Annotated in this window: 20 protein-coding genes, 1 tRNA gene and 1 pseudogene; 12 read left to right on the plus strand and 10 right to left on the minus strand. The window is 65.7% G+C overall.

From position 1 onward, the window contains the following. Window positions 1–10 precede the first annotated feature (10 nt). From HOP52_RS04310 to pilB, 8 genes are all read right to left on the minus strand, one after another. Window positions 11–784: a universal stress protein gene (locus HOP52_RS04310; protein WP_238976042.1), complete on the minus strand. Its 774-nt coding sequence runs from the start codon at window positions 782–784 to the stop codon at window positions 11–13. Beyond that, entirely contained in the window at window positions 774–3,194 is a 2,421-nt protein-coding gene (locus tag HOP52_RS04315) for a Lon protease family protein (protein WP_238976043.1), read from the minus strand. The genes HOP52_RS04310 and HOP52_RS04315 overlap by 11 nt, the downstream gene beginning before the upstream one ends. Window positions 3,195–3,290: 96 nt before the next feature. After that, window positions 3,291–4,181, minus strand: coding sequence for a DNA replication terminus site-binding protein (locus HOP52_RS04320; RefSeq protein WP_238976044.1), 891 nt, complete (start codon window positions 4,179–4,181; stop codon window positions 3,291–3,293). Beyond that, window positions 4,178–4,405 (minus strand): DNA gyrase inhibitor YacG, encoded by a 228-nt coding sequence (yacG, locus tag HOP52_RS04325; RefSeq protein ID WP_238976045.1) that lies wholly within the window; start codon window positions 4,403–4,405, stop codon window positions 4,178–4,180. Before yacG ends, HOP52_RS04320 begins: the two co-directional genes overlap by 4 nt. Window positions 4,406–4,433: 28 nt before the next feature. Continuing rightward, entirely contained in the window at window positions 4,434–5,066 is a 633-nt protein-coding gene (gene coaE / locus HOP52_RS04330) for a dephospho-CoA kinase (RefSeq protein WP_238976046.1), read from the minus strand. A 10-nt stretch (window positions 5,067–5,076) separates the two neighbouring features. After that, entirely contained in the window at window positions 5,077–5,922 is an 846-nt protein-coding gene (locus HOP52_RS04335) for a prepilin peptidase (protein ID WP_238976364.1), read from the minus strand. A gap of 152 nt (window positions 5,923–6,074) precedes the next feature. Beyond that, window positions 6,075–7,307, minus strand: coding sequence for a type II secretion system F family protein (locus tag HOP52_RS04340; RefSeq protein WP_238976047.1), 1,233 nt, complete (start codon window positions 7,305–7,307; stop codon window positions 6,075–6,077). Window positions 7,308–7,370: 63 nt separating this feature from the next. Then, a complete protein-coding gene (pilB, locus tag HOP52_RS04345) occupies window positions 7,371–9,137 on the minus strand; it encodes a type IV-A pilus assembly ATPase PilB (protein WP_238976048.1) in 1,767 nt (588 codons plus the stop codon). Between the two features lie 339 nt (window positions 9,138–9,476). Here pilB and HOP52_RS19695 point away from each other — a divergent pair, with 339 nt between their 5' ends. The 7 genes and pseudogenes from HOP52_RS19695 to HOP52_RS04380 all read left to right on the plus strand — a co-directional run bounded on the left by HOP52_RS19695 (window position 9,477) and on the right by HOP52_RS04380 (window position 15,585). Next, window positions 9,477–9,863, plus strand: a complete 387-nt coding sequence (locus tag HOP52_RS19695) for a prepilin-type N-terminal cleavage/methylation domain-containing protein (RefSeq protein ID WP_422677684.1) — start codon at window positions 9,477–9,479, stop codon at window positions 9,861–9,863. A 187-nt stretch (window positions 9,864–10,050) separates the two neighbouring features. Beyond that, window positions 10,051–11,109: a transposase gene (locus HOP52_RS04355; RefSeq protein WP_238976049.1), complete on the plus strand. Its 1,059-nt coding sequence runs from the start codon at window positions 10,051–10,053 to the stop codon at window positions 11,107–11,109. A 29-nt stretch (window positions 11,110–11,138) separates the two neighbouring features. Next, a pseudogene (locus tag HOP52_RS19770) lies at window positions 11,139–11,237 on the plus strand (type II toxin-antitoxin system RelE family toxin); the annotation flags it as partial. Window positions 11,238–11,823: 586 nt separating this feature from the next. After that, complete coding sequence (locus tag HOP52_RS04360; RefSeq protein WP_238976050.1) at window positions 11,824–13,419, plus strand: methyl-accepting chemotaxis protein; 1,596 nt, start codon at window positions 11,824–11,826, stop codon at window positions 13,417–13,419. 71 nt (window positions 13,420–13,490) lie between these two features. Then, window positions 13,491–14,105 (plus strand): PAS domain-containing protein, encoded by a 615-nt coding sequence (locus HOP52_RS19700; RefSeq protein WP_309674523.1) that lies wholly within the window; start codon window positions 13,491–13,493, stop codon window positions 14,103–14,105. A gap of 138 nt (window positions 14,106–14,243) precedes the next feature. After that, window positions 14,244–14,828, plus strand: a complete 585-nt coding sequence (locus HOP52_RS04375; protein WP_422677689.1) for an anti-virulence regulator CigR family protein — start codon at window positions 14,244–14,246, stop codon at window positions 14,826–14,828. Between the two features lie 376 nt (window positions 14,829–15,204). After that, a complete protein-coding gene (locus HOP52_RS04380; RefSeq protein ID WP_238976052.1) occupies window positions 15,205–15,585 on the plus strand; it encodes a histone-like nucleoid-structuring protein, MvaT/MvaU family in 381 nt (126 codons plus the stop codon). Window positions 15,586–15,822: 237 nt separating this feature from the next. Here the strand turns inward: HOP52_RS04380 and HOP52_RS04385 are convergent, their stop codons facing one another. Continuing rightward, the gene (locus HOP52_RS04385) at window positions 15,823–16,635 is read right to left on the minus strand and encodes a helix-turn-helix domain-containing protein (RefSeq protein WP_238976053.1); all 813 of its coding nucleotides are present in this window, start codon (window positions 16,633–16,635) and stop codon (window positions 15,823–15,825) included. A 371-nt stretch (window positions 16,636–17,006) separates the two neighbouring features. Between HOP52_RS04385 and HOP52_RS04390 the strand changes: the two genes are divergently transcribed. Together HOP52_RS04390 and HOP52_RS04395 are read left to right on the plus strand one after the other, a co-directional pair. After that, a complete protein-coding gene (locus HOP52_RS04390; protein WP_238976054.1) occupies window positions 17,007–17,300 on the plus strand; it encodes a hypothetical protein in 294 nt (97 codons plus the stop codon). Window positions 17,301–17,307: 7 nt separating this feature from the next. After that, entirely contained in the window at window positions 17,308–17,784 is a 477-nt protein-coding gene (locus tag HOP52_RS04395; RefSeq protein ID WP_238976055.1) for a hypothetical protein, read from the plus strand. Window positions 17,785–18,314: 530 nt separating this feature from the next. On the opposite strand, the gene HOP52_RS04400 is transcribed toward HOP52_RS04395, so the two are convergent. Beyond that, window positions 18,315–18,391 (minus strand) — tRNA-Pro (locus tag HOP52_RS04400). 279 nt (window positions 18,392–18,670) lie between these two features. Between HOP52_RS04400 and HOP52_RS04405 the strand changes: the two genes are divergently transcribed. Genes HOP52_RS04405 through HOP52_RS04415 form a run of 3 tightly spaced genes read left to right on the plus strand, consistent with a single transcriptional unit; the run spans window position 18,671 to window position 22,569 of the window. After that, entirely contained in the window at window positions 18,671–20,071 is a 1,401-nt protein-coding gene (locus tag HOP52_RS04405; protein ID WP_238976056.1) for a c-type cytochrome, read from the plus strand. Window positions 20,072–20,074: 3 nt separating this feature from the next. Further along, window positions 20,075–21,889, plus strand: coding sequence for a cytochrome c oxidase subunit I (locus HOP52_RS04410; protein WP_238976057.1), 1,815 nt, complete (start codon window positions 20,075–20,077; stop codon window positions 21,887–21,889). Further along, complete coding sequence (locus HOP52_RS04415; RefSeq protein WP_238976058.1) at window positions 21,886–22,569, plus strand: cytochrome c oxidase subunit 3; 684 nt, start codon at window positions 21,886–21,888, stop codon at window positions 22,567–22,569. The genes HOP52_RS04410 and HOP52_RS04415 overlap by 4 nt, the downstream gene beginning before the upstream one ends. Window positions 22,570–22,583: the final 14 nt, after the last annotated feature.

Raw genomic sequence — 22,583 nt, forward strand, 5'->3', positions numbered from 1 at the left:
CGTTCTAAGCCTATGCCACCACCACCAACGGCAGGGGAAGGCGCGCCAGCAACTGGGGGTCTTCGTCGAGCAGGCGGGTGAGCTCGGGGCGGTGCAGCAGCAGGCCGCCGGCGTCGGCGCGGTCGAGCATCCGCTCGAGTTCGCCGGCGTGGTGGACCGGCAGCGGAGCCAGGCCGTCGAAGAGGGCCGCCAGCCAGTCGGGCACGTCCTCGGCCGAGAGCGGCGCCTGGCCACCGTCGATCAGCCTTAACGGGCCGCGCCGATAGGGGTGGCGGTCATCCCAGACCAGCACCGTGCAGGGCGCTTCGAGAATCAGTCGGCGGCTGGTGGAGCCGAGCCGGGTGCCCCAGCGTTCGGTGGCGCCCGCCTTGCCCAGCACCAGCACGTCGCCGGGGCCGGCGTTGGCCAAGGCTTCGCTGGCCACCTGGCCGCGGCGCACTTCCAGCCGGTGGCGCAGCTCACGTCCCGCCACGGCGTGCTCCAGGGCCTGATGAATGCGCGCCAGCTGGCGGGCGATGCCGGCTTCCAGGGCGTCCACCGACAGCGGCCGCGCGAGCCCAGACTGGGCGCCGATCTCCCGCGAGAAGGGAAAGGCCGCGCAGGTCAGCAGGTCGATATCCTCCACGTAGAGTGCCACCAGCTCGGCGTGGCGGCTGCTGGCGAGATCCACCGCCGCCGCCAGCGCCGCCAGGCTATGGCGCGAGGCGTCCAGCAGCGCCAGCACGCGGGCGGCCTCGGGGGGCGGCGGCTCGGTCGCGGTGGGGCGGGTGGGCTCAGCGCTCATCGTCGGAGCGCTCCGCCTCGCCGTCTGCACCGGCGGTCGCTTCACCGCGGTGGCCGGCGCCCGCCTTCTTCGCCACCCGGTGGAAGGCGGCCAGACGCTCGACCACCCGGGCATTGAGGCTGCCCTCGGGGTAGCGGCCGTCGTCGTCCGCCTGGCCCGCCGTCATGCCGCTGAGCAGGGCCAGTGCCTGGTCCAGTTCCTCGATGGCGTAGACATGGAAGGTGCCGGCCGCGATGGCCTCGCGCACCTCGCCCCTGAGCATCAGATGCTCGACGTTGCTGGCCGGCAGCAGCACCCCCTGGCCGTTGAGCGCCCCCCGCGCCTGGCAGATATCGAAGAACCCCTCGATCTTTTCGTTTACCCCACCCACCGCCTGGACGCGGCCGTGCTGGTCGATGGAACCGGTCACCGCCAGGCCCTGGGCCAGCGGCACCCGGGCGATGGCCGAGATCAGCGCGCAGGCCTCGGCCACCGAGGCGCTGTCGCCCTCGATGCCGCCGTAGGACTGCTCGAAGGCCAGGCTGGCGGAGAGCGACAGCGGGGTGTCCGGCGCATAGCGGCTGGCCAGGCAGCGCGACAGGATCATCACCGCCTTGGCGTGGATGCGCCCGCCGAGCCGCGATTCGCGCTCGATGTCCACTACCTGGCCGGGACCCGGGCGGGCGGTGGCGGTGATCCGGGTGGGCTGGCCGAAGCGGAAGTCGCCCAGGCTCAGCACCGCCAGGCCGTTGACCTGGCCAACCCGCCGGCCCTCGGTGGCAATCGCCACGGTGCCGCGGGTGATCTGCTCGTGGCTGCGCTCGCGCAGGCGACCGGCGCGCCAGCGCTGCTGATCCACCGCCTTCTCGACATGGCGGCGCTCGATCACCGCGGTGTCGTCGGCCCCGGCCCAGTGGTTGGCCTCCTGCAGCAGGTCGCTGAGCCCGCGGTGGCGGGCACTCAGCTTGTGCTGGTCGTCGGCCAGGCGGCTGGCCTGCTCGATCACCGCCGCCACCCCGCTGCGCGCCAGGGGGCGCAGCGCCGACTCCCGGGCCAGGGTGGCCACCATGCGGGCGAACAGCGGCTGGTTCTCGGTGCTGCGCGGCAGCTCGTCCTCCAGGTCGGCCTGGACCTTGAACAGCTCCAGGAAGTCGGGATCGTGTTCGCACAGCAGGTAGTAGAACAGCCGCTCGCCGAGCAGCACCACCTTGAGGTCCAGAGGCACCGGCTGGGGTTCCAGGCTGGTGGTGCTGATCAGCCCGTAGGCCTGCTCCAGGGACTCGGTGCGGATCTCACCGGCGCGCAGCACCCGCTTGAGGGTCTCCCAGGCGCCGGGCTGCAGCAGCAGGCTGCGCACGTCCACCACCAGGTAGCCGCCGTTGGCCCGGTGGAGGCCGCCGGCGCGAATCAGCGAAAAATCGGTGAGCAGGGTGCCGTTGTGGACGTGATGCTCGATGCGCCCCACCAGGTGCTGGTGGGTGGGCAGGTCGAGATAGATTACCGGGGCCCCCTCGCAGCCGGTGTTGTCGACGATCAGGTTGAGATGGCAGCGGCTGAACACCGCCTCCGGGGGGATGTCCGGGTCATCGTCGATGAAGGCGTCCACGTGCAGCAGGATCGCCTCGCGAATCGCGCTCAGATGGGCGAGGACGCCGTCGTGGTCGGCGTAGCGCTCCTCCAGCTCGGCCAGCGGCGTGCCAATCGCCGACTGCAGCATCTCCTCGTTGAGGGCGTTGATCTGCTCGCGCAGCGACTTGGCCAGGCGTGGCATCTGACGAATGGCCCGGGTCAGTTTCTTCTGCAGCACCGCCACCGTGCCCTCGATGCGTTCCCGGTCGTCGTCGGGGAGTTTTTCATACTCCCCCGGGGGCATCATCTTGTCGTCCTGGCCGGCCGGCGCGAAGGTGAAGCCGTTGGGGGTGGAGAGCAGCAGAACATCGTGCTCCCGGGCCTCGCGGCGCACCGCCTCGATGGCATCGCGCTGGCGCTCTGTCATGGCCTGCTTCAGCTCGTGCAGGCGGTTCTGGTACTCCTCGCCCTCGAACACCGCGGGAATCGCCGTGCCCAGCTCCTCCACCAGCTGTTCCAGGTCGGCGCGCAGCACCCGGCCGGTGCCCGTGGGCAGCGTCAGGTAGAGCGGTTTTGCCGGCTCGTCGAAGTTGTAGCGGTAGGCAAGATCGAGTGGGGTGGCCGCGTCCCGGGAGCGCTCGGAGAGAAAGCGTCCCACCAGGTCGTGCATGCCGTGGCCGGGGTGGCCCAGCACGAAGAGGTTGAAGCCTTCGCTGCGCATGGCGGTGCCGAAGGCCAGCGCCTCCCGGGCGCGGGGCTGGCCGCTGAGCAGGTCCAGCGAGGTCAGCTCGCTGCTCACTTCGAAGTCGAGGGAATCCTCCGGACACTCGCGGTAAACCTCTGTCACGTCAAGGGGGTTCAAGCGGCCGTCTCCTCTCCCTGTGGGCGCCGAATGCTCATCTCAGTATGGCGGAGTTGTGCCGAGGCTGCATGACAGGGATCAAGGGGAGCGCTTCGGTCAGGCGCTGCGGTAGCGGTAGACCCGCAGGCTGGGCAGGAAGGGGGTCTCCTCCAGGCGCTCGTCGCTGCGCCGGGCGCGGGTGCGCTGGGTGGGCGGCGCGGCGGGTGGTTGGTTGCAGTCGGGCAGGCGCCCGCGCGGGGCGGGCAGGAACAGCGGCAGCGCCACGTTCATGGCGCGGCGGGTGCGGCCATCCTCGAGCGGCTCGCAGTAGAAGAGGTTGGCGCGCATCAGCGGCGCCTGGGCCTGAACCTGGGCCAGCGGCTCGCCGTCGGGGATGCCGGCCAGCCGGCGCAGCTGGATGCGCACATGGGGGGCGTCGCTATCCAGGGCCAGCAGCTTGCGCTCGGCCTCGCGCACACTGAGCCGCTTGATCGAGCGGCCGCTGGTGTACCAGGCCAGGCGCACCCGGGCCACCGGCGCCTCGGCCACCGGGATCGCCCGCCAGCACTGCTTGAGGTGCAACCGCGCCAGGCCGCTGCCGCGCAGGTGGGTATGCAGCTCGGGGTGGCGGAAGGGCAGCACCGCCTTGGCCTCGGCGATCAGTGGCGGATGCTGCTCGCGGATCTGCGCCAGCCGGGCGGCGAACTCGGCCTTGGCGACGTTCACCTCCGCCACATGCGCCAGCAGCGCCTCATCGGCGGCCACCAGACCCACGTGGCTGTTGGTGGCGCGGCCGTCCTGGCCGTCCTGATACCAGAAATCGAGCAGCGCGCGGCGTAGCCAGGCGGCGTCGGCGGTGGAGGCGTCGAAGGCCCAGGCCTCGCAGGGTGCGCGTTCAAAGGCGGCCAACAGCGCTTCGGTGCGCGCGATCAGCGCATCGAAGGCCGCCTCCAGCTCGGCCAGCAGGCGGTAGGTCGGCCGATCCGTGGCGGAGGGGGGTGAACTCACTGGCCGGCGTCTCGCTCGGCGCGGGCCACCCACTCATCGATGCTGGTCTCATCCATGGCGGGTTCTCCGGCGATGCGGTGGGACTCCTCGGCCCAGGCGCCCAGGTCGAGCAGCTTGCAGCGCTCGCTGCAGAAGGGGCGGTGGGGGTTGTCCTCGCGCCACTCCACCTTGCGGCGGCATTCGGGGCAGGCGACTTCCAGGGGGCGTTGCGGGGTCGGGCTCATGGGGCACGCTTTGTCAGAGGATGTGTCGTCATTCTAGCGGGGAAGCACCGGGCTGCGACAGTCGCCGGTAATATCGGTCGAGCTTGGCTACCTGGGCGTCAAGGTCGGCCTGGCTGCCGCCGTTGTCGATCACCTCGTCGGCCCGGGCCAGGCGTTCGGCACGCGGCAGCTGGGCGGCGACGATGGCTCGCGCCTGGGCCTCGTCGACGCCGTCGCGCTCGGCGGTGCGGGCGATCTGCACGCTCTCCGGCACGTCGATCACCAGGCAGCGGTCGACCATCTCGTGCTGGCCGGACTCGAACAGCAGCGGTGAGACCAGCAGCACATAGGGGGCGCCCTGGGCCTGCAGCCGGGCCAGGTGCTCGTGCAGGCGCTCGCGGATGCGCGGGTGGGTGACCGATTCCAGCCAACGCCGCTCGGCGGCGTCGGCGAAGACGATCTCGCGAAGCGCCCGGCGGTTCAGGGTGCCGTCATCCTGAAGCACCTCAGGGCCCTCTTGTCGGGAGTAGCGCTCGGCAATCTCGGCAAGCGCCGGCTCCCCCGGTGCGACCACTTCCCGGGCCACGTCGTCGGCGTCCACCCAGGGAATGCCGCGCTTCTCGAAGGCGTGCGCCACCGTGGATTTTCCCGAGGCGATGCCGCCGGTTACGCCTATGATCACAGCAAGTCTCCTAAAGCAGCCACCCCTGATAGGTCGCCATCAGCGGCTCACCCACCAGCAGGGCGATCCAGCCGGCCATGGCCAGGAAGGGGCCGAAGGGCATGGGGGCGCCGCGCAGGCGCGGAAGGGCGAGCTGGGCGGCGATGCCCACCAGGGCGCCGACGCCGGCGGAGAGGATCAGCACCATGGGCAGGTACTGCCAGCCCAGCCAGGCGCCCAGGGCGGCGAGCAGCTTGAAGTCGCCGTAGCCCATGCCCTCCTTGCCGGTGACCAGCTTGAACAGCCAGTAGAAGCTCCACAGGGCGAGGTAGCCCGCCATGGCGCCGATCACCGCGCTTGGCAGCATCAGCGGCTGGAACAGCAGCTGATAGGCCAGCCCCGCCCACAGCAGCGGCAGGGTGATCAGGTCGGGCAGCAGCTGGGTGCGCAGGTCGATCACCGCCAGCGCCAGCAGCGCCAGGCAGGCGCCGTAGACGAACAGCGCCGGCCAGGTAGGGCCATAGAGCGCCAGCACCGCCAGCGCGAGGGCGCCGCCCGCCAGCTCCACCAGCGGGTACTGGAGGCTGATCGGCGCCTGGCAGTGGGCGCAGCGCCCGCGGCGCTTGAACCAGCCCACCACCGGCAAGTTGTCGTGCCAGGCGATGGGCGTCTCGCAGTTGGGGCAGATCGAGCGCGGCACCAGCAGGTTGAAGCGGCTTGCGCCCTCCTCGGGCAGCTCCAGGGCCTCGCGGGCCTCGGCACGCCAGCCCAGCATCAGCATTACCGGCAGGCGCACGATCACCACGTTGAGAAAGCTGCCCAGACAGAGGCCGAGGAAGGCCGCCAGCGGCCACAGCAGAGCGGGGGGAAGGTCCAGCAAGAGGGTATCCTTGAGTTCGAGGTTCGAGGTTCGAGGTTCGAGGTTCGAGGTTCGAGGTTCGAGGTTCGAGGTTCGAGGTTCGAGGTTCGAGGTTCGAGGTTCGAGGTTCGAGGGTGCTGCTTGCCCCTCGTTCCTCGTCCCTGGGTCTTCTAGAGTACCGTGCCCAGCTCGAAGATCGGCAGGTACATGGAGATCACCAGGCCCCCTACAAGCACGCCCAGCACCACGATGATGAAGGGCTCGAGCAGCGAGGTCAGGGCGTCGACCTTGTTGTCGACCTCCTCCTCGTAGTAGTCGGCCACCCGGTTGAGCATGGCGTCCAGCGAGCCGGACTCCTCGCCGATGCCCACCATCTGCACCGCCAGCGGGGGGAAGCGCTCGGTCAGGCGCATGGCGAAGTGCAGCTGCTGGCCGGTGGCCACGTCCTCGCGCACCTGGCGGGTGGCGCGTTCGTAGACCATGTTGCCGGCGGCGCCGGCGGCGATGTCCAATGAATCGACCATCGGCACCCCGGCGCCGTAGGTGGTGGCCAGGGTGCGCGAATAGCGCGCCACTGCCGACTTGTCGAGGATATCGCCGATCACCGGGATCTTCAGCGAGAACTTATGCATGCGGTAGGCAAACGCCTCGGAGCGTTTCACGCCCTGGCGCAGCAGGTAGATGCTTGCCACCAGGATACTCAGCCCCCACAGCCAGTACTGCTGGGCGAATTCCGACATCGCGATGGTCATCTGGGTCATGGCCGGAAGCTCCGCACCGAAGCCGTGGAACAGGCTCTCGAACTGCGGCACCACCTTGATCAGCAGCAGTGCCGTCACCCCGAAACCCACCGCGATCACCGCCGCCGGGTACCACAGCGCCTTCTTGACCCGGCCCTTGATCGACTCGATCTTCTCCTTGTAGGTGGCGATACGGTCGAGCATGCGGTCCAGCGAGCCGGAGCTCTCGCCGGCCTCCACCAGGTTGCAGAACAGCGAGTCGAAGTGCTCGGGGTGCTGGCGCAGCGCCTGGGAGAAGCTCGAGCCTGCCGCCACGGCGTTCATCATCTGCTGCACCACCGCGCTCATGGCGGGCTTGCGGATGCTCTCGGCCACCACCTGGAAGGCCTGCAGCACCGGCACCCCGGCGCGGATCATGGTGGCCATCTGGCGGGCGAAGAGCATCACGTCGCGGGGCTTGATCTTGCCCATGCCGCCGCCCAGGCCGCCCTTGCGGCGCACGTTCTTGACGATGATGTTCTGCCCGGAGAGCTCCTTTTCCACTTCGATCTTGCCGGGGGCGACGATCTCGCCGCTCACCATGCGCCCGCCTGGCCCCTTGCCGGACCAGCGCCAGCGGTAGAGCTTCATCTTCTGCGGGGGTTTTGCGGTCTTGGTCGCCATGAGGGAGTTCCCTGCCAGTCTGCGTGTCTGGTCATTTTGCTAGGGTTATGGTGCTAGTTAACACTAATCCTTGGTAATTCGGTTGACCTCGGTCAAGCTCGTGATGCCCTGCATCACCTTGAGCAGGCCGCTGCGCCGCAGGTCGGGATGGCCCTCTTCGCGGGCCTGGCGGTCGAAGTCCATGGAGTTGCCGTTGCGCATGATCAGCTGGCTCATTGCCTCGGAGATCGGCACCACCTCGTAGATGCCCACCCGGCCCTTGTAGCCGTGGGTGCAGTGCATGCAGCCCACCGGCTCGAAGACGGTGGCCTCTTTCACTTCCTGCTCGGTGAAGCCCTCCTGCAGCAGCGCCTCGCGGGGGATCTCCGCCGGCTGCCGGCAGCTCTTGCACAGCCGCCGGGCCAGGCGCTGGGCGATGATCAGGCTCACCGAACTGGCGATGTTGAAGGGCGGCACGCCCATGTTGGCCAGACGGGTGAGGGTCTCGGCGGCGGAGTTGGTGTGCACCGTGGAGAGCACCAGGTGGCCGGTCTGGGCGGCCTTGACGGCGATCTCGGCGGTTTCCAGGTCGCGGATCTCACCGACCATCACCACGTCCGGGTCCTGGCGCAGGAAAGCGCGCAGGGCGCTGGCGAAGTCGAGCCCGATCTTGGGCAGCACGTTGACCTGGTTGACCCCGGGCACCTTGATCTCCACCGGGTCCTCGGCGGTGCAGATATTGCGCTCCACCAGGTTGAGGATATTGAGCCCGGTGTAGAGGGTCACCGTCTTGCCGCTGCCGGTGGGGCCGGTAACCAGGATCATGCCCTGGGGGTGGGCCAGCACCGCCTCGTACATGGTGCGCTGGGCGGGGGTGAAACCCAGCGCGTCGATGCCGATCTTCGCCGAGGCGGGGTCGAGGATACGCAGCACGATCTTCTCGCCGTAGACGGTGGGCAGCGAGTTGACGCGAAAGTCGATGGAGCGCGACTTCGAAACCTTGAGTTTGATGGCGCCGTCCTGGGGCAGGCGGCGCTCTGAGATATCCAGCCGCGACATCACCTTGAGGCGCGCGGCGATACGGCTGCGCATGGCGAAGGGTGGGCGTGCCGCCTCCAGCAGCATGCCGTCGATGCGCATGCGTACCCGATAGCTGGTCTCGTAGGGCTCGAAGTGGATGTCCGAGGCACCGCGGCGAATGGCGTCGAGCAGCACCTTATTGACGAACTTGACGATGGGGGCGTCGTCGGCGGTGCTCTGGGCGACATCGGTGGCGCCCTCGTCGCTGATGTCCTGGCTGTCGGCGTACTCCAGCGCGCCGACGGCGTCGTCGACCCCGGCCAGCTCGTCCATCAGGCTGGCTTCGCCCTGGGCCAGGTAGGCCTCCAGCACCGGGGCGAGCTGGTCCACCGGGGCGAGCACCGCCTCGATGCTGAGCCCGGTGGCGAACTGCAGCTCGTCGAGCTGGGCCAGGGTGGAGGGGTAGGGCACCGCCACCGTCAGCCGGTGGCTGTGTCGGGCCAGCGGCACCACGCCCAGCTTGCGCAGCAGCTTTTCGGGGAAATCGCCGGCCGGCGGCAGGCTGGTCAGGCGCAGGGCGTCCAGGTCGACGATCGGCAGGCCGTACTCCCAGGCGGCGGTCAGGGTGGCCTGGCGGGCGGTGACCAGCCCGGCCTGGATGACGTGCTGCAGCAGGGTGACCTCGGTCTCCCGGGCCTCCAGCTCGGCGCGCTCCGCCGCGGCCCGGGAGAGCAGGTCGTACTCCACCAGGCGCTTGGCCAGCCCGCGCAGGTCGCTGGCCGCCTGCGGCTGGGCGGCGGCGTCGCCGGGGGGCGTTCGATACTCGTTCATGGCGCCTCGCGTGTGGTTCCCCGGCTGGCGGGGCGGCGATTCCTGATACCGTCTGAGTGCTAAGTGCGTACCGGCCATTCTAATCGTTTGCCGTGGTGCAGCACAGAGGGCTTCTCGGCCTGGACTCAGCTACGGTACCATGCTACTCATACGATACGATGAGTCGAGCCACCAGAGTAAAGACTGTTGTGCTTGAAGGGTGTCGTTCTGTTATTTAACGTAAATCAAGGGCGGGTGGCGACCCGCAGCAGAGCGGCCACCGCCTGCCACGATTCGCACGGTCGACGATGATGACAAAACGACCACAACCGGCAAGCCAAGGGTGAGGGGAACCTAACCATGAGTGAAATGAAAAAAATGCAGCACAGCGCAGCGGGCCGACGGCAGGGCGGTTTTACCCTGATCGAACTGCTGATCGTGGTGGCGATTATTGGGATCTTGGCGGCGATAGCGATTCCGCAGTATGGAAATTATCTTGATAGGTCCGCTAACAGTGCATGCTTGGCGGAAACCCGCTCCATTGCAGCCCTCGTAGTCTCAGACATTCTTGATGCTGAGAATAGCGGTGAAGCGTATACTTATGATGAGGATGAGTATATCACGAGCGAAGATAATGCATGTAGTCAAATTGCCTTTGATGCGGCTGATGGCGGTACTCTCACTGGCACACCGACCAGGGACACAGATGGCACCGAAGATCAGGTTGTTACTCTCAACTTGGGATAAACACGAGGGGTACGAGGGGTAGTAATGTGGTAATGAGGGACAGACCCCCATTTCCCGCCTAGTAGCATAACCCAGCGGCCGGCAGCGATGCCGGCCGCTGCAAATAAAAAAAGGACACCCATCTATTTGACACCCCGCCCGGCACGGCTATGTTGAACGTATCGCTTCCTGCCCAAGGCTCACCGCCATGACCTTGCCCCGTTCCGCCTTGGTGTCGTTGGATGCCACGCCCTGGTATCACCTGGTCAATCGCTGCGTGCGCCGCGCCTTCCTGTGCGGCACGGATTCCGTCAGTGGGCAGTGCTATGAGCATCGGCGGGGCTGGATTGCGGATCGCCTGCATCAGCTGGCGGGTGTCTTCGCCATCGATGTGGCGGCCTATGCGGTGATGAGCAATCACTACCATCTGGTGGTGAGGGTGGATGTGGAGCGTGCCGCCTGCTGGAGCGACGACGAGGTGCTGCGGCGCTGGACGGCGCTGTTTACCGGCCCGCTACTGGTGCAGCGCTACCGGGCCGGGGCGGCGCTGGTGCCGGCGGAAGTCGAGGCGGTGAAGGGGCTGGTTGAGACTTACCGTGAACGGCTGCGGGATGTCTCCTGGTTCATGCGGGTACTCAACGAGTCCATTGCCCGCCAGGCCAACGCCGAGGACGACGCGAAGGGGCGCTTCTGGGAGGGGCGTTTCAAGAGCCAGGCGCTGCTCGACGAGGCGGCGATCCTTAGCGCCATGACCTATGTCGATTTGAATCCCATTCGTGCCGGTATCGCCGAGACGCCGGAAACCTCCGAGCATACCTCGGTGGCCGAGCGGCTTGCCGGCTTAGGGGCGGAGCCCGCTGCCGATACCCAAGCTTCAATCGGCCAGGCGCCGTTGTCCAGGGTGTCCGGCGCCTTGGCTTGGTGTGACAACCTGCCGTATCAGCCGCTGATGCCGTTCGATGCCACCGCCCAACTGCCCAATGCCATTCCGTTCAGCTTCGAGGACTATCTTGAACTGGTCGAGACCACCGGCCGCTGCCAGCGAGCGAACAAGCGCGGGCTGATCGAGGAGCGGGTTCCGAGGTTGCTTGACCGGCTGGGCATCGATCCGGATGCCTTCATCGCCGCCTCCACCACGCTGCTTCAGCGCTTCGGCAGCGCCGTGGGCACGCCTGCCAGCCTTACCGCCCGCACTGCCGCCCGCCAGGCACGCCACCTGCGCGGGATGCGTATGGCGCGGGAGCTCTTCGAACGCCGGGCGGCGTGATCTGTTCGCGTTAGGAGTTCTGGCGCTATCGAGTCGGGGACTATCGTGTCATCTGTCACCTCGAGGATGAGAAACTGGTGGTGCTGGTGGTCCGGGCGGCCCATCGCAAGGATGTCTGTGAGGGTTAAACGCGGGTAGGGGGCAGGCCTCATTTCCCGTTTAGTATGACCCAGCGGCCGGCAGCGATGCCGGCCGCTGGCATTGTGAGAGTCGAGAGAATTACTCCTCGTGCGGTGGTTGGGGTTGCTCCCGGGCGTGCCGCGTGCCTTGTGCCGGCCAAGCCGGTCGGCGGTTTGGCGCAGGAGGCGCTATACACTGAATACCAGGCCGTCTGGGTGACGTGACGGATCTATCCGGCCGATCCTGCCGGGCATCCGGCAGTGGCAAAACAGCGCGCGATAGCTAACTCGAGTTCTGTAGACGCAGCTGGCGCTGCGAATCTCTCGCGGCTGTGAATGCCGTAGCGTGGTGCCGTGATTACGCGGCCTATGCGACAAGATTAAGGCATTTTATCTACTTCTTCCTGTTTCTTTATGTGGCGGGATAAAGGTATCTCGTCTGCTTGTTATGATGGCTTTTAAGTGTAAATAATTTGGCATGAAACCCTAAAGTTCCTGGCTCGGAAGTCGACAATGCTGCAGTAAGTAATGGACTAAAGGGGCGACAAGACCCTCCTTGGCACTCACCCGCGGCAAGCGAGGCAAAGGGACAGGCATGCGCAATATTCTTCCCGTGACACAGAACGAGTATCCGCTGGCGGATGACGATCTACTGATTTCCCGCACCAATCTCAAGGGCGAGATCACCTACGCCAACCCGGCCTTCGTCCGGGTCAGCGGTTTTTGCCTGGAAGAGCTACTGGGGGCCAACCACAACTTGGTGCGACACCCCGATATGCCGCCGGCGGCCTTCGCCAACTTCTGGGAGACCATTCAGCGTGGCGAGGTGTGGTCGGGGCTGGTCAAGAACCGCCGCAAGAACGGCGATCACTACTGGGTGCGCGCCAATGTCGTGGCGGTCAAGGAGCAGGGGCGCGTGGTCGGCTATGCTTCACTGCGGGTCAAGCCCGGCGCCGCGGAGGTCGCCCAGGCCGAGGCAGTCTATGCCGCCTGGCGCGAGGGCCGGGGCAAGGGGTATACCCTGCAGCGTGGCCAGATTCGCAGGCGCCACCCATTGAGTTGGCTTGCTGGGCTGCAGTGGCGCTCGTTGACGCTGCAGACGCGACTGCTGACCCTGCTGGCCGCCGTCACCATCGGGGGGCTGTTGCACCACCAGTGGCGGCTGTCCGGCGAGCTGCTGCCCCTTGCCGCCGGCCTGGCGGGGCTTGCCGGGGTGCTGGGTCTGGGGCTGGGTGTCTGGTCGGGTATTCCGCGCGCCATCGATCGGCTGAGGGGGTTCGTGCTGCAGGTGGCGGCGGGTAACCTTACCGTCGAGCCGCCCGCCCAGCGTCGTGACGATATGGGCCGGCTGGTCGAGGCCCTGGCGACCATGAAGAAGGGGCTGCGCGGCATCGTTCAGGACGTCAATCAAGGCACCGGCCGGGTCAGCCCCTCGGTGGCCGGGATTCGCCAGAGCAATGCCTCGATCACTCACGAAAGCGAGGCGCTGGCCGCCTCGGTCCAGCAGACCGCGACCGGCACCGAGCAGCTCGCCGCCACCGTCACTCAGAACGCCGATAATGCGCAGCAGGCGAGTCGGCTGGCGCGGTCCAACGTGCAGGAGGTGCAAGGCGCCGGTGAAGGGATGGCGCGGGTCGTCGAGCGCATGGCCTCGATCACCGAAAGCGCCAAGCATATGGCCGAGACCGTCTCGTTGATCGATACCATTGCCTTCCAGACCAATATTCTCGCGCTCAATGCCTCGGTCGAGGCGGCGCGTGCCGGCGAGTTCGGCAAGGGCTTTGCTGTCGTGGCCAGTGAGGTGCGTTCACTGGCCAACCGCTCCTCCGAGGCGGCCAAGGAGGTTCACCGCCTGATTCAGACAACCAACGGCGAGATTGAGGCGGGCGCCAAGGTGGTGGAAGATACCGAGTCGGCCATTGCGCGGGTGGTGGAGGCGAGCAATCGCGTGAATGACATCATGAGCGAGATCAGTGCGGCCTCGACTGAGCAGAGCGGGGGGATTGCGCAGATCGCCGGTGCCCTGAGTCAAATGGAGCAAGGGGGGCAGCATACGACAAGCCAGCTGCGGGCAACCGATGCCGCCACCCAGGCCTTGGAGGCAGAGACCCATCAGCTGATCAACGCCACTCGTGCCTTTCGCACCGTCAGCGACGGTCGTGAGCTGCGCCCGGAGATCGCCGCGGGTTAATCAGGAATACGAGAATGGGCTGTCTGCCAGTCTGTACGGGCGGCCCACATGCCAAAGTAAAGGGAGGGGGCGTGGCAGAGAGTGATAGCGTTTACGAGAGCATAGCCAGTCGCATGAACGGCTTTTTGTATCGCTGCCGGAATGATGAGCACTACACCATGCTCAATCTGACCGGCCGTGTCGAAGCGGTGATCGGCTACCGAATAGATGACCTGCTGTACAATGCGCGGCACTCCTATGTTTCGCTGATTCACCCCGATGATGCCGGCGCCCTTGATGCTGCGATCGAAAAGGCCATCGAGGCGGGCGAAAACTGGCAAGCGGACTACCGTATCAGGATGGCAGATGGCGGTTTACGCTGGGTTAGCGAGTATGGCGGTGCGGTCATGGATGATGGCGGCGAGGTAGTGTACCTGGAAGGGGTTGTGACCGATATTGAATCGCGCCGGCAAGGCGAAGAGCGCCTGGCAACGATCAGCCGTGGTATCGCCTTGGAAACTGAGCAGATAATGCACGCGCTGAAAATGCTTAGCCTTTTGAGCATCAATGCGGGCATTGAGGCGGCTCGTGCCGGGGAGGCGGGGCGCGGTTTCGCCGTGGTGGCCGACAACGTGCGCAAGCTCGCTGACGATACCAATAGTTCAGCCAAAAAAATTGCCGGGCTAATGAAAGAGTTGGAGCACTAGCGTTGCGAGCGTCGACAGGACGTGCTGGCCCAAATGATGACTTGCACCTTACCTGCGTATTCCTCGGCTAGGCTGTCGATAGCGCCCAGCCACCGGGAGGTAGACGCCATGTCATTACGAACCCCACTGTCAGCACGAGTGCCCATCTTGATCATTGCGGCGAGTGCCCTGAGTGTTTCGCTGCTGGCCGCACCGGCCCTGGCCCAGCCCCCAGAACCCCGCGGCCAGGGGCAGGGCGCGAGTCAGGCCCAGGGCCAGCCCGGCCAGGGACGACAGGGCCAGGGACACCCGGGGCAGGGGCGAAGCCAGGCCGGTGAGCGTGGCCCGCGGGCCGGCGATACGGCGGGCGGAGGCGAACAGGGCTTTCACCGAGAGCACCGCCAAGAGCACCGCCAGGATCGCCGGGGCGATTGGGACCGCCAGCGCGGCGAGTTTCGCAGCGGCCCGCGTATCGATGAGCGCGAGATCCGCCGGCTCTTTCGTGAGCGTCGCGACTGGGTGGAAATCGACCGCCGCCGCGATAGCCTGCCGCCGGGCATCCGCATGAACCTGGAGCGCGGCAAGCCGCTGCCCCCGGGCATCGCCAAACGTTTCGACGACCGCCTCTATCGCGAACTGCCCCGCTACGACGGTTATGAGTGGCGCCGGGTGGGCCCCGACGTGGTATTGGTCGAACTCGCTAACGAGATCGTCTACGCCGTGCTGCGTGATCTGCTGTATTGAGATAAAGGGGGGCAGCAGTTCTCTCCGGACTATGCCTGCTCGATCAGTCGAGCGGCATGGTCGAGAAGTTAGGGTGATATCGGCGATCAGCGGTTGGCGCTGAATGGCCAGGTCTCACTACTCGCTTAGCAGCATCAGCTCGAATTCATCGCTGCCTAGCTCACAACGCTAAAGCCGCTTTCCTGTCAAGGCGCTCTGTCACCCTTAATGCACCTGCGGTTGTCTGCTGTTGTGGCAAGCCTAGGCTCGTATGTCCGAGCTTCACTTTTTCATGGCGAAAAGTTAAAAAATCGACCAAGGTATTGTCATGGGCGCTGACTTCAGGTATCAATGGCTCCGCATCATGTTTACTCTCCCTTGTTAAGGAAACGAATCCATGTCACTTCTCAGCGAGTTCATCCAGAAAGAGCAACAGCTCAAGCAGCTCCAGGCCGAAATGGACAAGCTCCAGAACGATGAGCGCTTGAAGGCGGAGCTGGAGTTCAAGGACAAACTCGAGGCGCTGATGCGCGAGTTCGGTAAGAGCTCTGCCGATGTCATCAGCCTGCTGGACCCCGAGGGCGCGGCCAAGCCCGCGGCCGCCAAGTCAGTGGCAAGCGGTGCCGGGCGTCGCAAGCGCAAGCTGAAGATCTACAAGAACCCCAATACCGGTGAAGTCGTGGAAACTCGCGGCGGAAACCAGAAGACGCTGAAGGCGTGGAAAGACGAATATGGCCCCGAGCTGGTGGAAACCTGGCTGGTACGCGTCGAAGAGTGATGATGGCGCGTCGGGTGTGGACGAGATATCGGTAAAGATGTCTGGTTCATGAGGCGCCTGTAGTAGGTGGTCGTAGCGCGTTCAACGTGGCGCGCGAAAATAGTACGTACGTCAAGATGGTGCGTGCAAAGAGTGCGTGTCGGCACTCCAGCAGTCGTCATCACGGCCGGGCCGCAGAGGCTCGGCCGTGATGTTTGGCGAGAAGAGGTGTGCGTCATGCTACCTCATGTTACGACGTCAGGGCAGCGGCTCGGCCAATAGCGGCAGCTGCACTTCCACTCCCTGCGGATGCGAAAGCAATTGGGCGGGCTCGCCGCTGGCGTAGCGACCGTGCAGCGGCAGTCCCAGGGCGATCAGCGTTCGTACCGCCCTAGGAATCTCCTCGACGTCCTCCAGCACCAGGCAGGCGTGCTGTCTGGCGGGCAGTTCCAGCAGGCGAAAGCTGGAGGGGATGGCGATGTGCGGGGCGGTCTGTTCGGTGACCAGCGGGCCGATATCGATGCGCTCCACGGCGCCTGGAAGCGGCAGATTGTGGACGATCGCCACGGCGGGGGAGTGCTTGAGGCGACTGGGCAGGGGCGTGGCGGCGTTGGCATGTCGGGCCCAGTGGGTCAGGTCGTGCAGGCGCCGCGAGGCGCGATAGAGACGGGTGACCAATGCCCGACGGGTATGCTGCTGGCGTATCTCGAAGGCTGGTGGGTCGCCGCCGTGGCACTGGTGGCGCAGCGCCTGCCGCTGGGCCTGGCGGTAGTGGCGCGGTGTCTGCCCATGATGGCGGTGGAAGGCGCGGCTAAACGCCGAGTGGTTGTGATAGCCGCACTGCCGGGCGATCTCGGCAATGCTGTACGGCGTCAGCGTGAGTAGGCGAGCGGCCATTTCCAGCCGCAGCATGTCGCGGTAGGCGCCTGGTGACAGGCCGAAGCGCTGTCTGAACCGACGCCGGACCTGCGATGTCGAATAACCCAAGCGTGTGGCGAGTTCATCGATGCTGTGTTGGCTTTCCAGGGTTTCCTGTAGCCAGATTTCCGCCTGCACCATCTCGTTGGACATATATCTGGCCCCTTGCATACTTGCGTACAGCCTGTTGAGGGCTGTCGACTACTTGAAATGATCATCTGCACTGTGCTAAGGGCAGGTTTGCGAGTGCTCCTGTTGGTGTCCATAGAGTATCTAGACTGATTGTTTTACCCTTTATGCCTAGAGGTGCTTGGCAAAGGCAAGTTTGGGATCGTTGTTGTAGCGTTTGTGCACATTTTTCGCGATCATGGCGGATGGTTTGGCCGCGTCCTGGCCCCGAGTGGCGGCGCAAACAGGAGAAGAAGCAAGAAGAGAGCGCGGCTTCGCCGCGACCGATAATGGCGGTATACTCGAGGTCTGTCGTTATACGAGAGCCGCCGGTATTTGAATAATTTCGGATGCAGATGAAATATCAAAAAACCCATCGACAGTTGGATGAGCGTGAAAAGCTGCGCCAGTTTCGTGAACTCGATGATGCCTTCGCCCAGGCGCTGCGCGAACTCGACGACCCCAAGGCGCGTCCGGAGATTCCTACCGGCCCGCCGGTGCGCAGCCTGGAAGCCCAGCAGGATGATGAGCGGTCGCGGCAGCAGGCGTTCGAGCAGCGACTGAAGGCGCTGATGACCGAGTATGCCCAGCCGCGCGAGAGCGTGGCCTTTCTGCTGCGTACCCTGAAATCCCTCGGCCGTATCGCTTGAGTCGCGTATGACCTATGTCCTGGTGATGGGCAGCCTGGCGCTATCGGTGCTGTTCACCCTGGGCTGGGCGCTGTGGCGTGGCCTGCGTTGGGTGGCGGGCCTGTTGCCGGGCGGGGTCGGAGGGCGTGCCAGGTCGCCCCGTAAGCCGGCGCGTCAGGCGGCCGCCGGGCGCAAGGCGCCGGCCAAGTCGGCAAGGCCCGCCGCCACGGCCTCCTCGAAGCCCAACCCCAAACCGAGCCGACCGCCCTGGGCTCTCACCCGCTGGCTGGCGGGCTGTCAGGCGGCGCTGCCGCTGGCCGCCGTGGGCACGCTGACCTACCTCGTGGCGCGTCTGGCAGAGCACGGCATGAGTTTTCGCCCGCCCCACGCCGCTCCCGGCGGCTTTCACAGTCTGGTGACGGCACTCGGCTGGCTGGCCGCGGGACTTGTCCTGCTGGCGCTGGTGGCCTGGCTGGCGGCTTGGCGCTGCCGTCGAGCCGGCTGAGGGGCGGTGCAAGCACCTGGGCAGCGCGTTACCCCGTTGGGCGCCTTTGTCTATATCAGGCTGTGCAGGAAAAATGCGACAGAGTGTCGCGCTTTAACCGATCGCCCGCCGCTTGGGGCATGATGTTTCTCGTCACACACACAAGGAGAAGACTCATGCCATCTCACCAGTATGCAGCGACCCTTACCTGTGAAGTGCTTACCCACTGGACGTCCAGCGCTCTGGCCCAGCTGGCCGCGCATGACGCCATCGCCAGCCTGTTCCGGGAGTAGCAGGCAGTGTTCTAGTGGTGAAGCGCTATACCGGGCCAGGGAAGGTCCGCCGAACCGCCGCGGCCGCATTGCCGAGCTCGCCGTACCTCACCTCGCCACCTCAGCCGCACCTCCTTTATCCATTGTCTCAAACGCTTCCACCGTCTCGAGCTCCTGCCTTTCAACTCTTCCCAAGCTTGGCAGTCGAACCGACGCGGACAGCACACAACGAAAAACCGCCACCCGGCATGACCCGTAAGTGGCGGTTTTCTGTGTTCATGGTCGGAGCGACAGGATTCGAACCTGCGACCTCTGCAACCCCATTGCAGCGCGCTACCAAGCTGCGCCACGCTCCGACGCGGTTTTCGGGCTGGGTGGCCGTGGCCAGTGCCCCCGAGAACGAGGCGTATACTAGCGCGTCGGCGGGCAAATGAAAAGCCCCTTTTGTACTTCCCATTCAATTGCTTGGCAGGCCGGGCGACGATCTTCCGTCGGCCGGGCGGGTCAGGGCGCCGGGAGGGGCGGGCGAGCAAGCGGGTTGGCGGGTTTTCCGACCAGTCACTATATTGAGTCCATGACCTGATCCTAATCGTGACTTTGTGTAACAACCCGCGCCGGAGCGCAAGGGGGTAGCGATGGTGATGGTGCTCGTGGTGATCGTGCTGACCCTGGGCTCGGTGCTTTTCTACGTCCTCAGCCCCTGGAATCTGACCCCGCTGGCGTCCAACTGGGGCGCCATTGATACCACCATGCACACTACCGCCTGGGTGACCGGCGCGGTCTTCGTGGCCGTGAATCTGTTTCTGGCCTATGTGATCTTTCGCTACCGTTTCAACCGGCACCGACGCTCTCACTACGAGCCCGAGAGCAAGAAGCTCGAGGCCTGGCTCACCGGCCTGACCGCCGTGGGGATTGCCGCGCTGCTGGCCCCCGGCCTGGTGGTCTGGGGCTCCTTCGTTTCGCCTCCCGAGGACGCCCACGAGGTCGAGGTGGTCGGCCAGCAGTGGCACTGGAGCTATCGTTTTCCCGGCGAGGACGGCCGCTTCGGGGCGGTGCACAACCGCTATATCACCGACGACAACCCCTTCGGCATGATCGACGATCCCGCGGGCCAGGACGATATCCTGGTAGAGAGCCCGCGCCTGCTGCTGCCCGTGGACCGGCCGGTGAAGTTCCTGCTGCGCTCCAAGGATGTGCTGCACAATTTCAAGGTGGCCAACTTCCGCGCCAAGATGGACATGCTGCCGGGCCAGGTCTCCTACTTCTGGATCACCCCGACGCGGCTGGGCGAGTACGAGATCGTCTGTGCCCAGCTGTGTGGGATTGCCCACTTCGCCATGCGCGGCACCGTCGAGGTGGTGGAAGAAGAGGTCTTCGAGGAGTGGTTGGCAAGCCAGCCCACCTATGCCGAGCTGGCCGCCCGGGAGCCGCCCGACCGCGAGGCGGGGCAGGAGCACTACGCGGCCTGCGTGGCCTGCCATGGCGCCCAGGGCGAGGGCAACCCGGCGGTCAATGCCCCCAGGCTGAGCGGGTTGGCGGACTGGTACCTGGAGCGCCAGCTGATGCTGTTCCGCGAGGGCGCGCGCGGTACCCATGAAGCGGACACCTACGGCCAGCAGATGCGCCCCTTTGCGACCATGCTGCCTGACCGGGCGGCCGTCACCGACGTGGCCGCCTATATCGCTGAGCTGCCGGAGACCGAGGTGGAGACGACGCTGTCCGGCGATGCCAGGCGCGGCGAGCGGCTCTATCGCACCTGCGCCTCCTGCCATGGCAGCCAGGGGCAGGGCATCAAGGCGACCAATGCGCCGCGGCTGGCCGGCATGCCGGACTGGTATCTGGCCCGGCAGCTCGAGCTGTTCCGGGAAGGGGTGCGTGGGCGGCATGAGCGGGACCCCTACGGCAACCAGATGATCGACATGGTCCAGATGCTGGTCAATGAGAAGGCCATCCATGACGTGGTTGCCTACATCATGACGCTGCCACGGTCCGAACAGACGCTGGCGGCGGCAAACCCTGGCGGCGGGGAGGAGTGAACCATGGCGGAACCAGGACGGGAGAGCGTCTCCTATGCTCCGGCGGGCGAATTCGACGACATGGAGCTCAGCCACCCCAAGACATTTCTCGGCAAGTATATCTGGAGCCAGGATGCCAAGGTGATTGCCATCCAGTATGGCATCACGGCCATGGCCATCGGTGTGGTGGCCCTGGTGCTGTCGATTCTGATGCGCCTGCAGCTCGGCTTTCCCGGCACCTTCGCGCTGATCGACCCGGGCAGCTATCTGCAGTATGTGACCATGCACGGCATGATCATGGTGGTCTACCTGCTCACCGCGCTGTTCCTTGGGGGCTTTGGTAACTATCTTATTCCGCTGATGTGCGGCGCCCGGGATATGGCTTTTCCCTATCTCAACATGCTGAGCTACTGGTTCTATCTGGTGGCGGTGCTGATCCTGGTGGCGAGCTTCTTCGTGCCGGGCGGGGCCTCGGGGGCCGGCTGGACGCTCTATCCGCCCCAGGCGATCAGTCCCGGTACGCCGGGTATCGACGGCGGTATCCTGCTGATGTTCATCTCGCTGATGGTGTTTATCGCCGGCTTCACCATGGGCGGCCTCAACTATATCGTTACGGTACTCCAGGCGCGTGCCCGGGGCATGACCCTGATGCGTATGCCGCTGACCATCTGGGGCATCTTCATGGCCACGGTGATGGCGCTGCTGGCCTTCCCGGCGCTGCTGGTGGCGGTGCTGATGATGCTGTTCGACATGCTGCTGGGCACCAGCTTCTTCATGCCGGCGATGCTGACCCTGGGCGAGCAGTCGGGGCACGAGGGCGGCAGCCCCTTGCTCTATCAGCACCTGTTCTGGTTCTTCGGCCACCCCGAGGTGTACATCGTGGCGCTGCCCGCCTTCGGTATCGTCTCGGACATCCTGGCGACCCATGCGCGCAAGAACATTTTCGGCTACCGCATGATGGTGTGGGCGATCATCATCATTGCCGTGCTCAGCTTCGTGGTCTGGGCCCACCATATGTTCGTCAGCGGCATGAATCCCTACTTCGGTTTCCTGTTCGCCACCACCACCCTGATCATCGCCGTGCCCACGGCGATCAAGGTCTACAACTGGGTGCTGACCCTGTGGCGGGGCAATATCCGCATGACGGTGCCGATGCTGTTCGCCATCGGTTTCATCTTCACCTTCGTCAACGGCGGCCTGAGCGGTCTCTACCTGGGCAACGTCACCGTGGACGTGCCCCTGGCGGATACCTACTTCGTGGTCGGCCACTTCCATATGGTCATGGCCGTGGCGCCGGTGCTGGTGGTGTTCGGCGCCATCTATCACTGGTACCCCAAGATGACCGGGCGCATGCTCAACGACACCCTGGGCAAGATCCACTTCTGGATCACCTTCCTGGGCTCCTACGCCATCTTCTATCCCATGCACTTCCTGGGCTTTGCCGGCGTGCCGCGGCGCTATTACGCCTATGGCGAGACCGGCTATATCGCCGAGTCGGCCCAGGCCCTCAACGCCTTCATGAGCGTGGCGGCGATCATCGTGGCGCTGACCCAGTTGCTGTTCTTCTTCAACCTGGTATGGAGCTATTACCGCGGCCGCGAGTCGGGCCCCAACCCCTGGCAGGCCACCACCCTGGAGTGGCAGACCGAGCACACCCCGCCGCGCCACGGCAACTTCGGCGAGACGCTGCCGGTGGTGTATCGCTGGGCCTACGACTTCTCCGTGCCGGGGGCCAAGCAGGACTATCTGCCGCAGAACATGCCGCCCGAGGCGGTGGAGTACGAGGATGGCGGCCGCGGCGGCGGTAGCGCTGCAAGCCCGGACGAGGTGCGCCCATGACCATTACGCTGGTGTTCATCGCAGTGATGATGGCGATCTTCGGCGGCTGGCTGTTCAGCCACTCGATCAACGTGCGGCCCTGGGAGGCCGCGCCCGCCGATACCGGCAGCACGCCCATGGGCCGTAACGGCCAGCTGCCGCCCGGGGTGACCGCGCCGCGAGTGGGGCTGGCGGTGTTCGTGGCGGTGGCCACCGCGCTGTTTGCCTTGACCATCAGCGCCTATTTGATGCGCATGGAGATGGGCCATGACTGGCGGACCCTGCCGACGCCGGGGCTGCTGTGGCTTAACACCGCCTGCCTGGTGCTGGGCAGCATCGCCCTGCAGTGGGCCTGGAACGGCGCCCGGCGCGGCGATGAGCGCTCGCTGCGCCTCGGGCTCGGCCTGGGTGGGGGCTTCACCATTGCCTTCGTGCTTGGCCAGGGCCTGGCCTGGCAGCAGCTCAACGCGGCCGGCTACTACCTGGTGGAGAATCCGGCCAATGCCTTCTTCTTCCTGCTGACGGCCCTGCACGCGCTGCATCTGCTCGGCGGGCTCGCCGCCTGGGCCCGCACTCTGTTCCGGGTACAACGCGGCGCCGCGCCGGCGGCGGTGCGGGCAAGCGTCGAGCTGTGTGCGCTCTACTGGCACTTCCTGCTGCTGCTCTGGGTCGTGCTCTTCGCGCTGTTGCTGAATACCTGAGTCGGTGAGGCGAG

The sequence above is a fragment of the Billgrantia campisalis genome, assembly GCF_022341425.1.
Lineage (GTDB): Bacteria > Pseudomonadota > Gammaproteobacteria > Pseudomonadales > Halomonadaceae > Halomonas > Halomonas campisalis.

Bases quoted from the DNA above. Each gene is read 5' to 3' on its own strand.
- HOP52_RS04410 (WP_238976057.1), top strand. From the start codon at position 20,075: ATGGCGGAACCAGGACGGGAGAGCGTCTCCTATGCTCCGGCGGGCGAA.
- HOP52_RS19695 (WP_422677684.1), top strand. From the start codon at position 9,477: ATGAGTGAAATGAAAAAAATGCAGCACAGCGCAGCGGGCCGACGGCAG.
- HOP52_RS04380 (WP_238976052.1), top strand. From the start codon at position 15,205: ATGTCACTTCTCAGCGAGTTCATCCAGAAAGAGCAACAGCTCAAGCAG.
- HOP52_RS04385 (WP_238976053.1), bottom strand. From the start codon at position 16,635: ATGTCCAACGAGATGGTGCAGGCGGAAATCTGGCTACAGGAAACCCTG.
- HOP52_RS04355 (WP_238976049.1), top strand. From the start codon at position 10,051: ATGACCTTGCCCCGTTCCGCCTTGGTGTCGTTGGATGCCACGCCCTGG.
- HOP52_RS04395 (WP_238976055.1), top strand. From the start codon at position 17,308: ATGACCTATGTCCTGGTGATGGGCAGCCTGGCGCTATCGGTGCTGTTC.
- pilB (WP_238976048.1), bottom strand. From the start codon at position 9,137: ATGAACGAGTATCGAACGCCCCCCGGCGACGCCGCCGCCCAGCCGCAG.
- HOP52_RS04340 (WP_238976047.1), bottom strand. From the start codon at position 7,307: ATGGCGACCAAGACCGCAAAACCCCCGCAGAAGATGAAGCTCTACCGC.
- HOP52_RS04310 (WP_238976042.1), bottom strand. From the start codon at position 784: ATGAGCGCTGAGCCCACCCGCCCCACCGCGACCGAGCCGCCGCCCCCC.
- HOP52_RS04415 (WP_238976058.1), top strand. From the start codon at position 21,886: ATGACCATTACGCTGGTGTTCATCGCAGTGATGATGGCGATCTTCGGC.
- HOP52_RS04360 (WP_238976050.1), top strand. From the start codon at position 11,824: ATGCGCAATATTCTTCCCGTGACACAGAACGAGTATCCGCTGGCGGAT.
- HOP52_RS04405 (WP_238976056.1), top strand. From the start codon at position 18,671: ATGGTGATGGTGCTCGTGGTGATCGTGCTGACCCTGGGCTCGGTGCTT.
- yacG (WP_238976045.1), bottom strand. From the start codon at position 4,405: ATGAGCCCGACCCCGCAACGCCCCCTGGAAGTCGCCTGCCCCGAATGC.
- HOP52_RS04390 (WP_238976054.1), top strand. From the start codon at position 17,007: ATGAAATATCAAAAAACCCATCGACAGTTGGATGAGCGTGAAAAGCTG.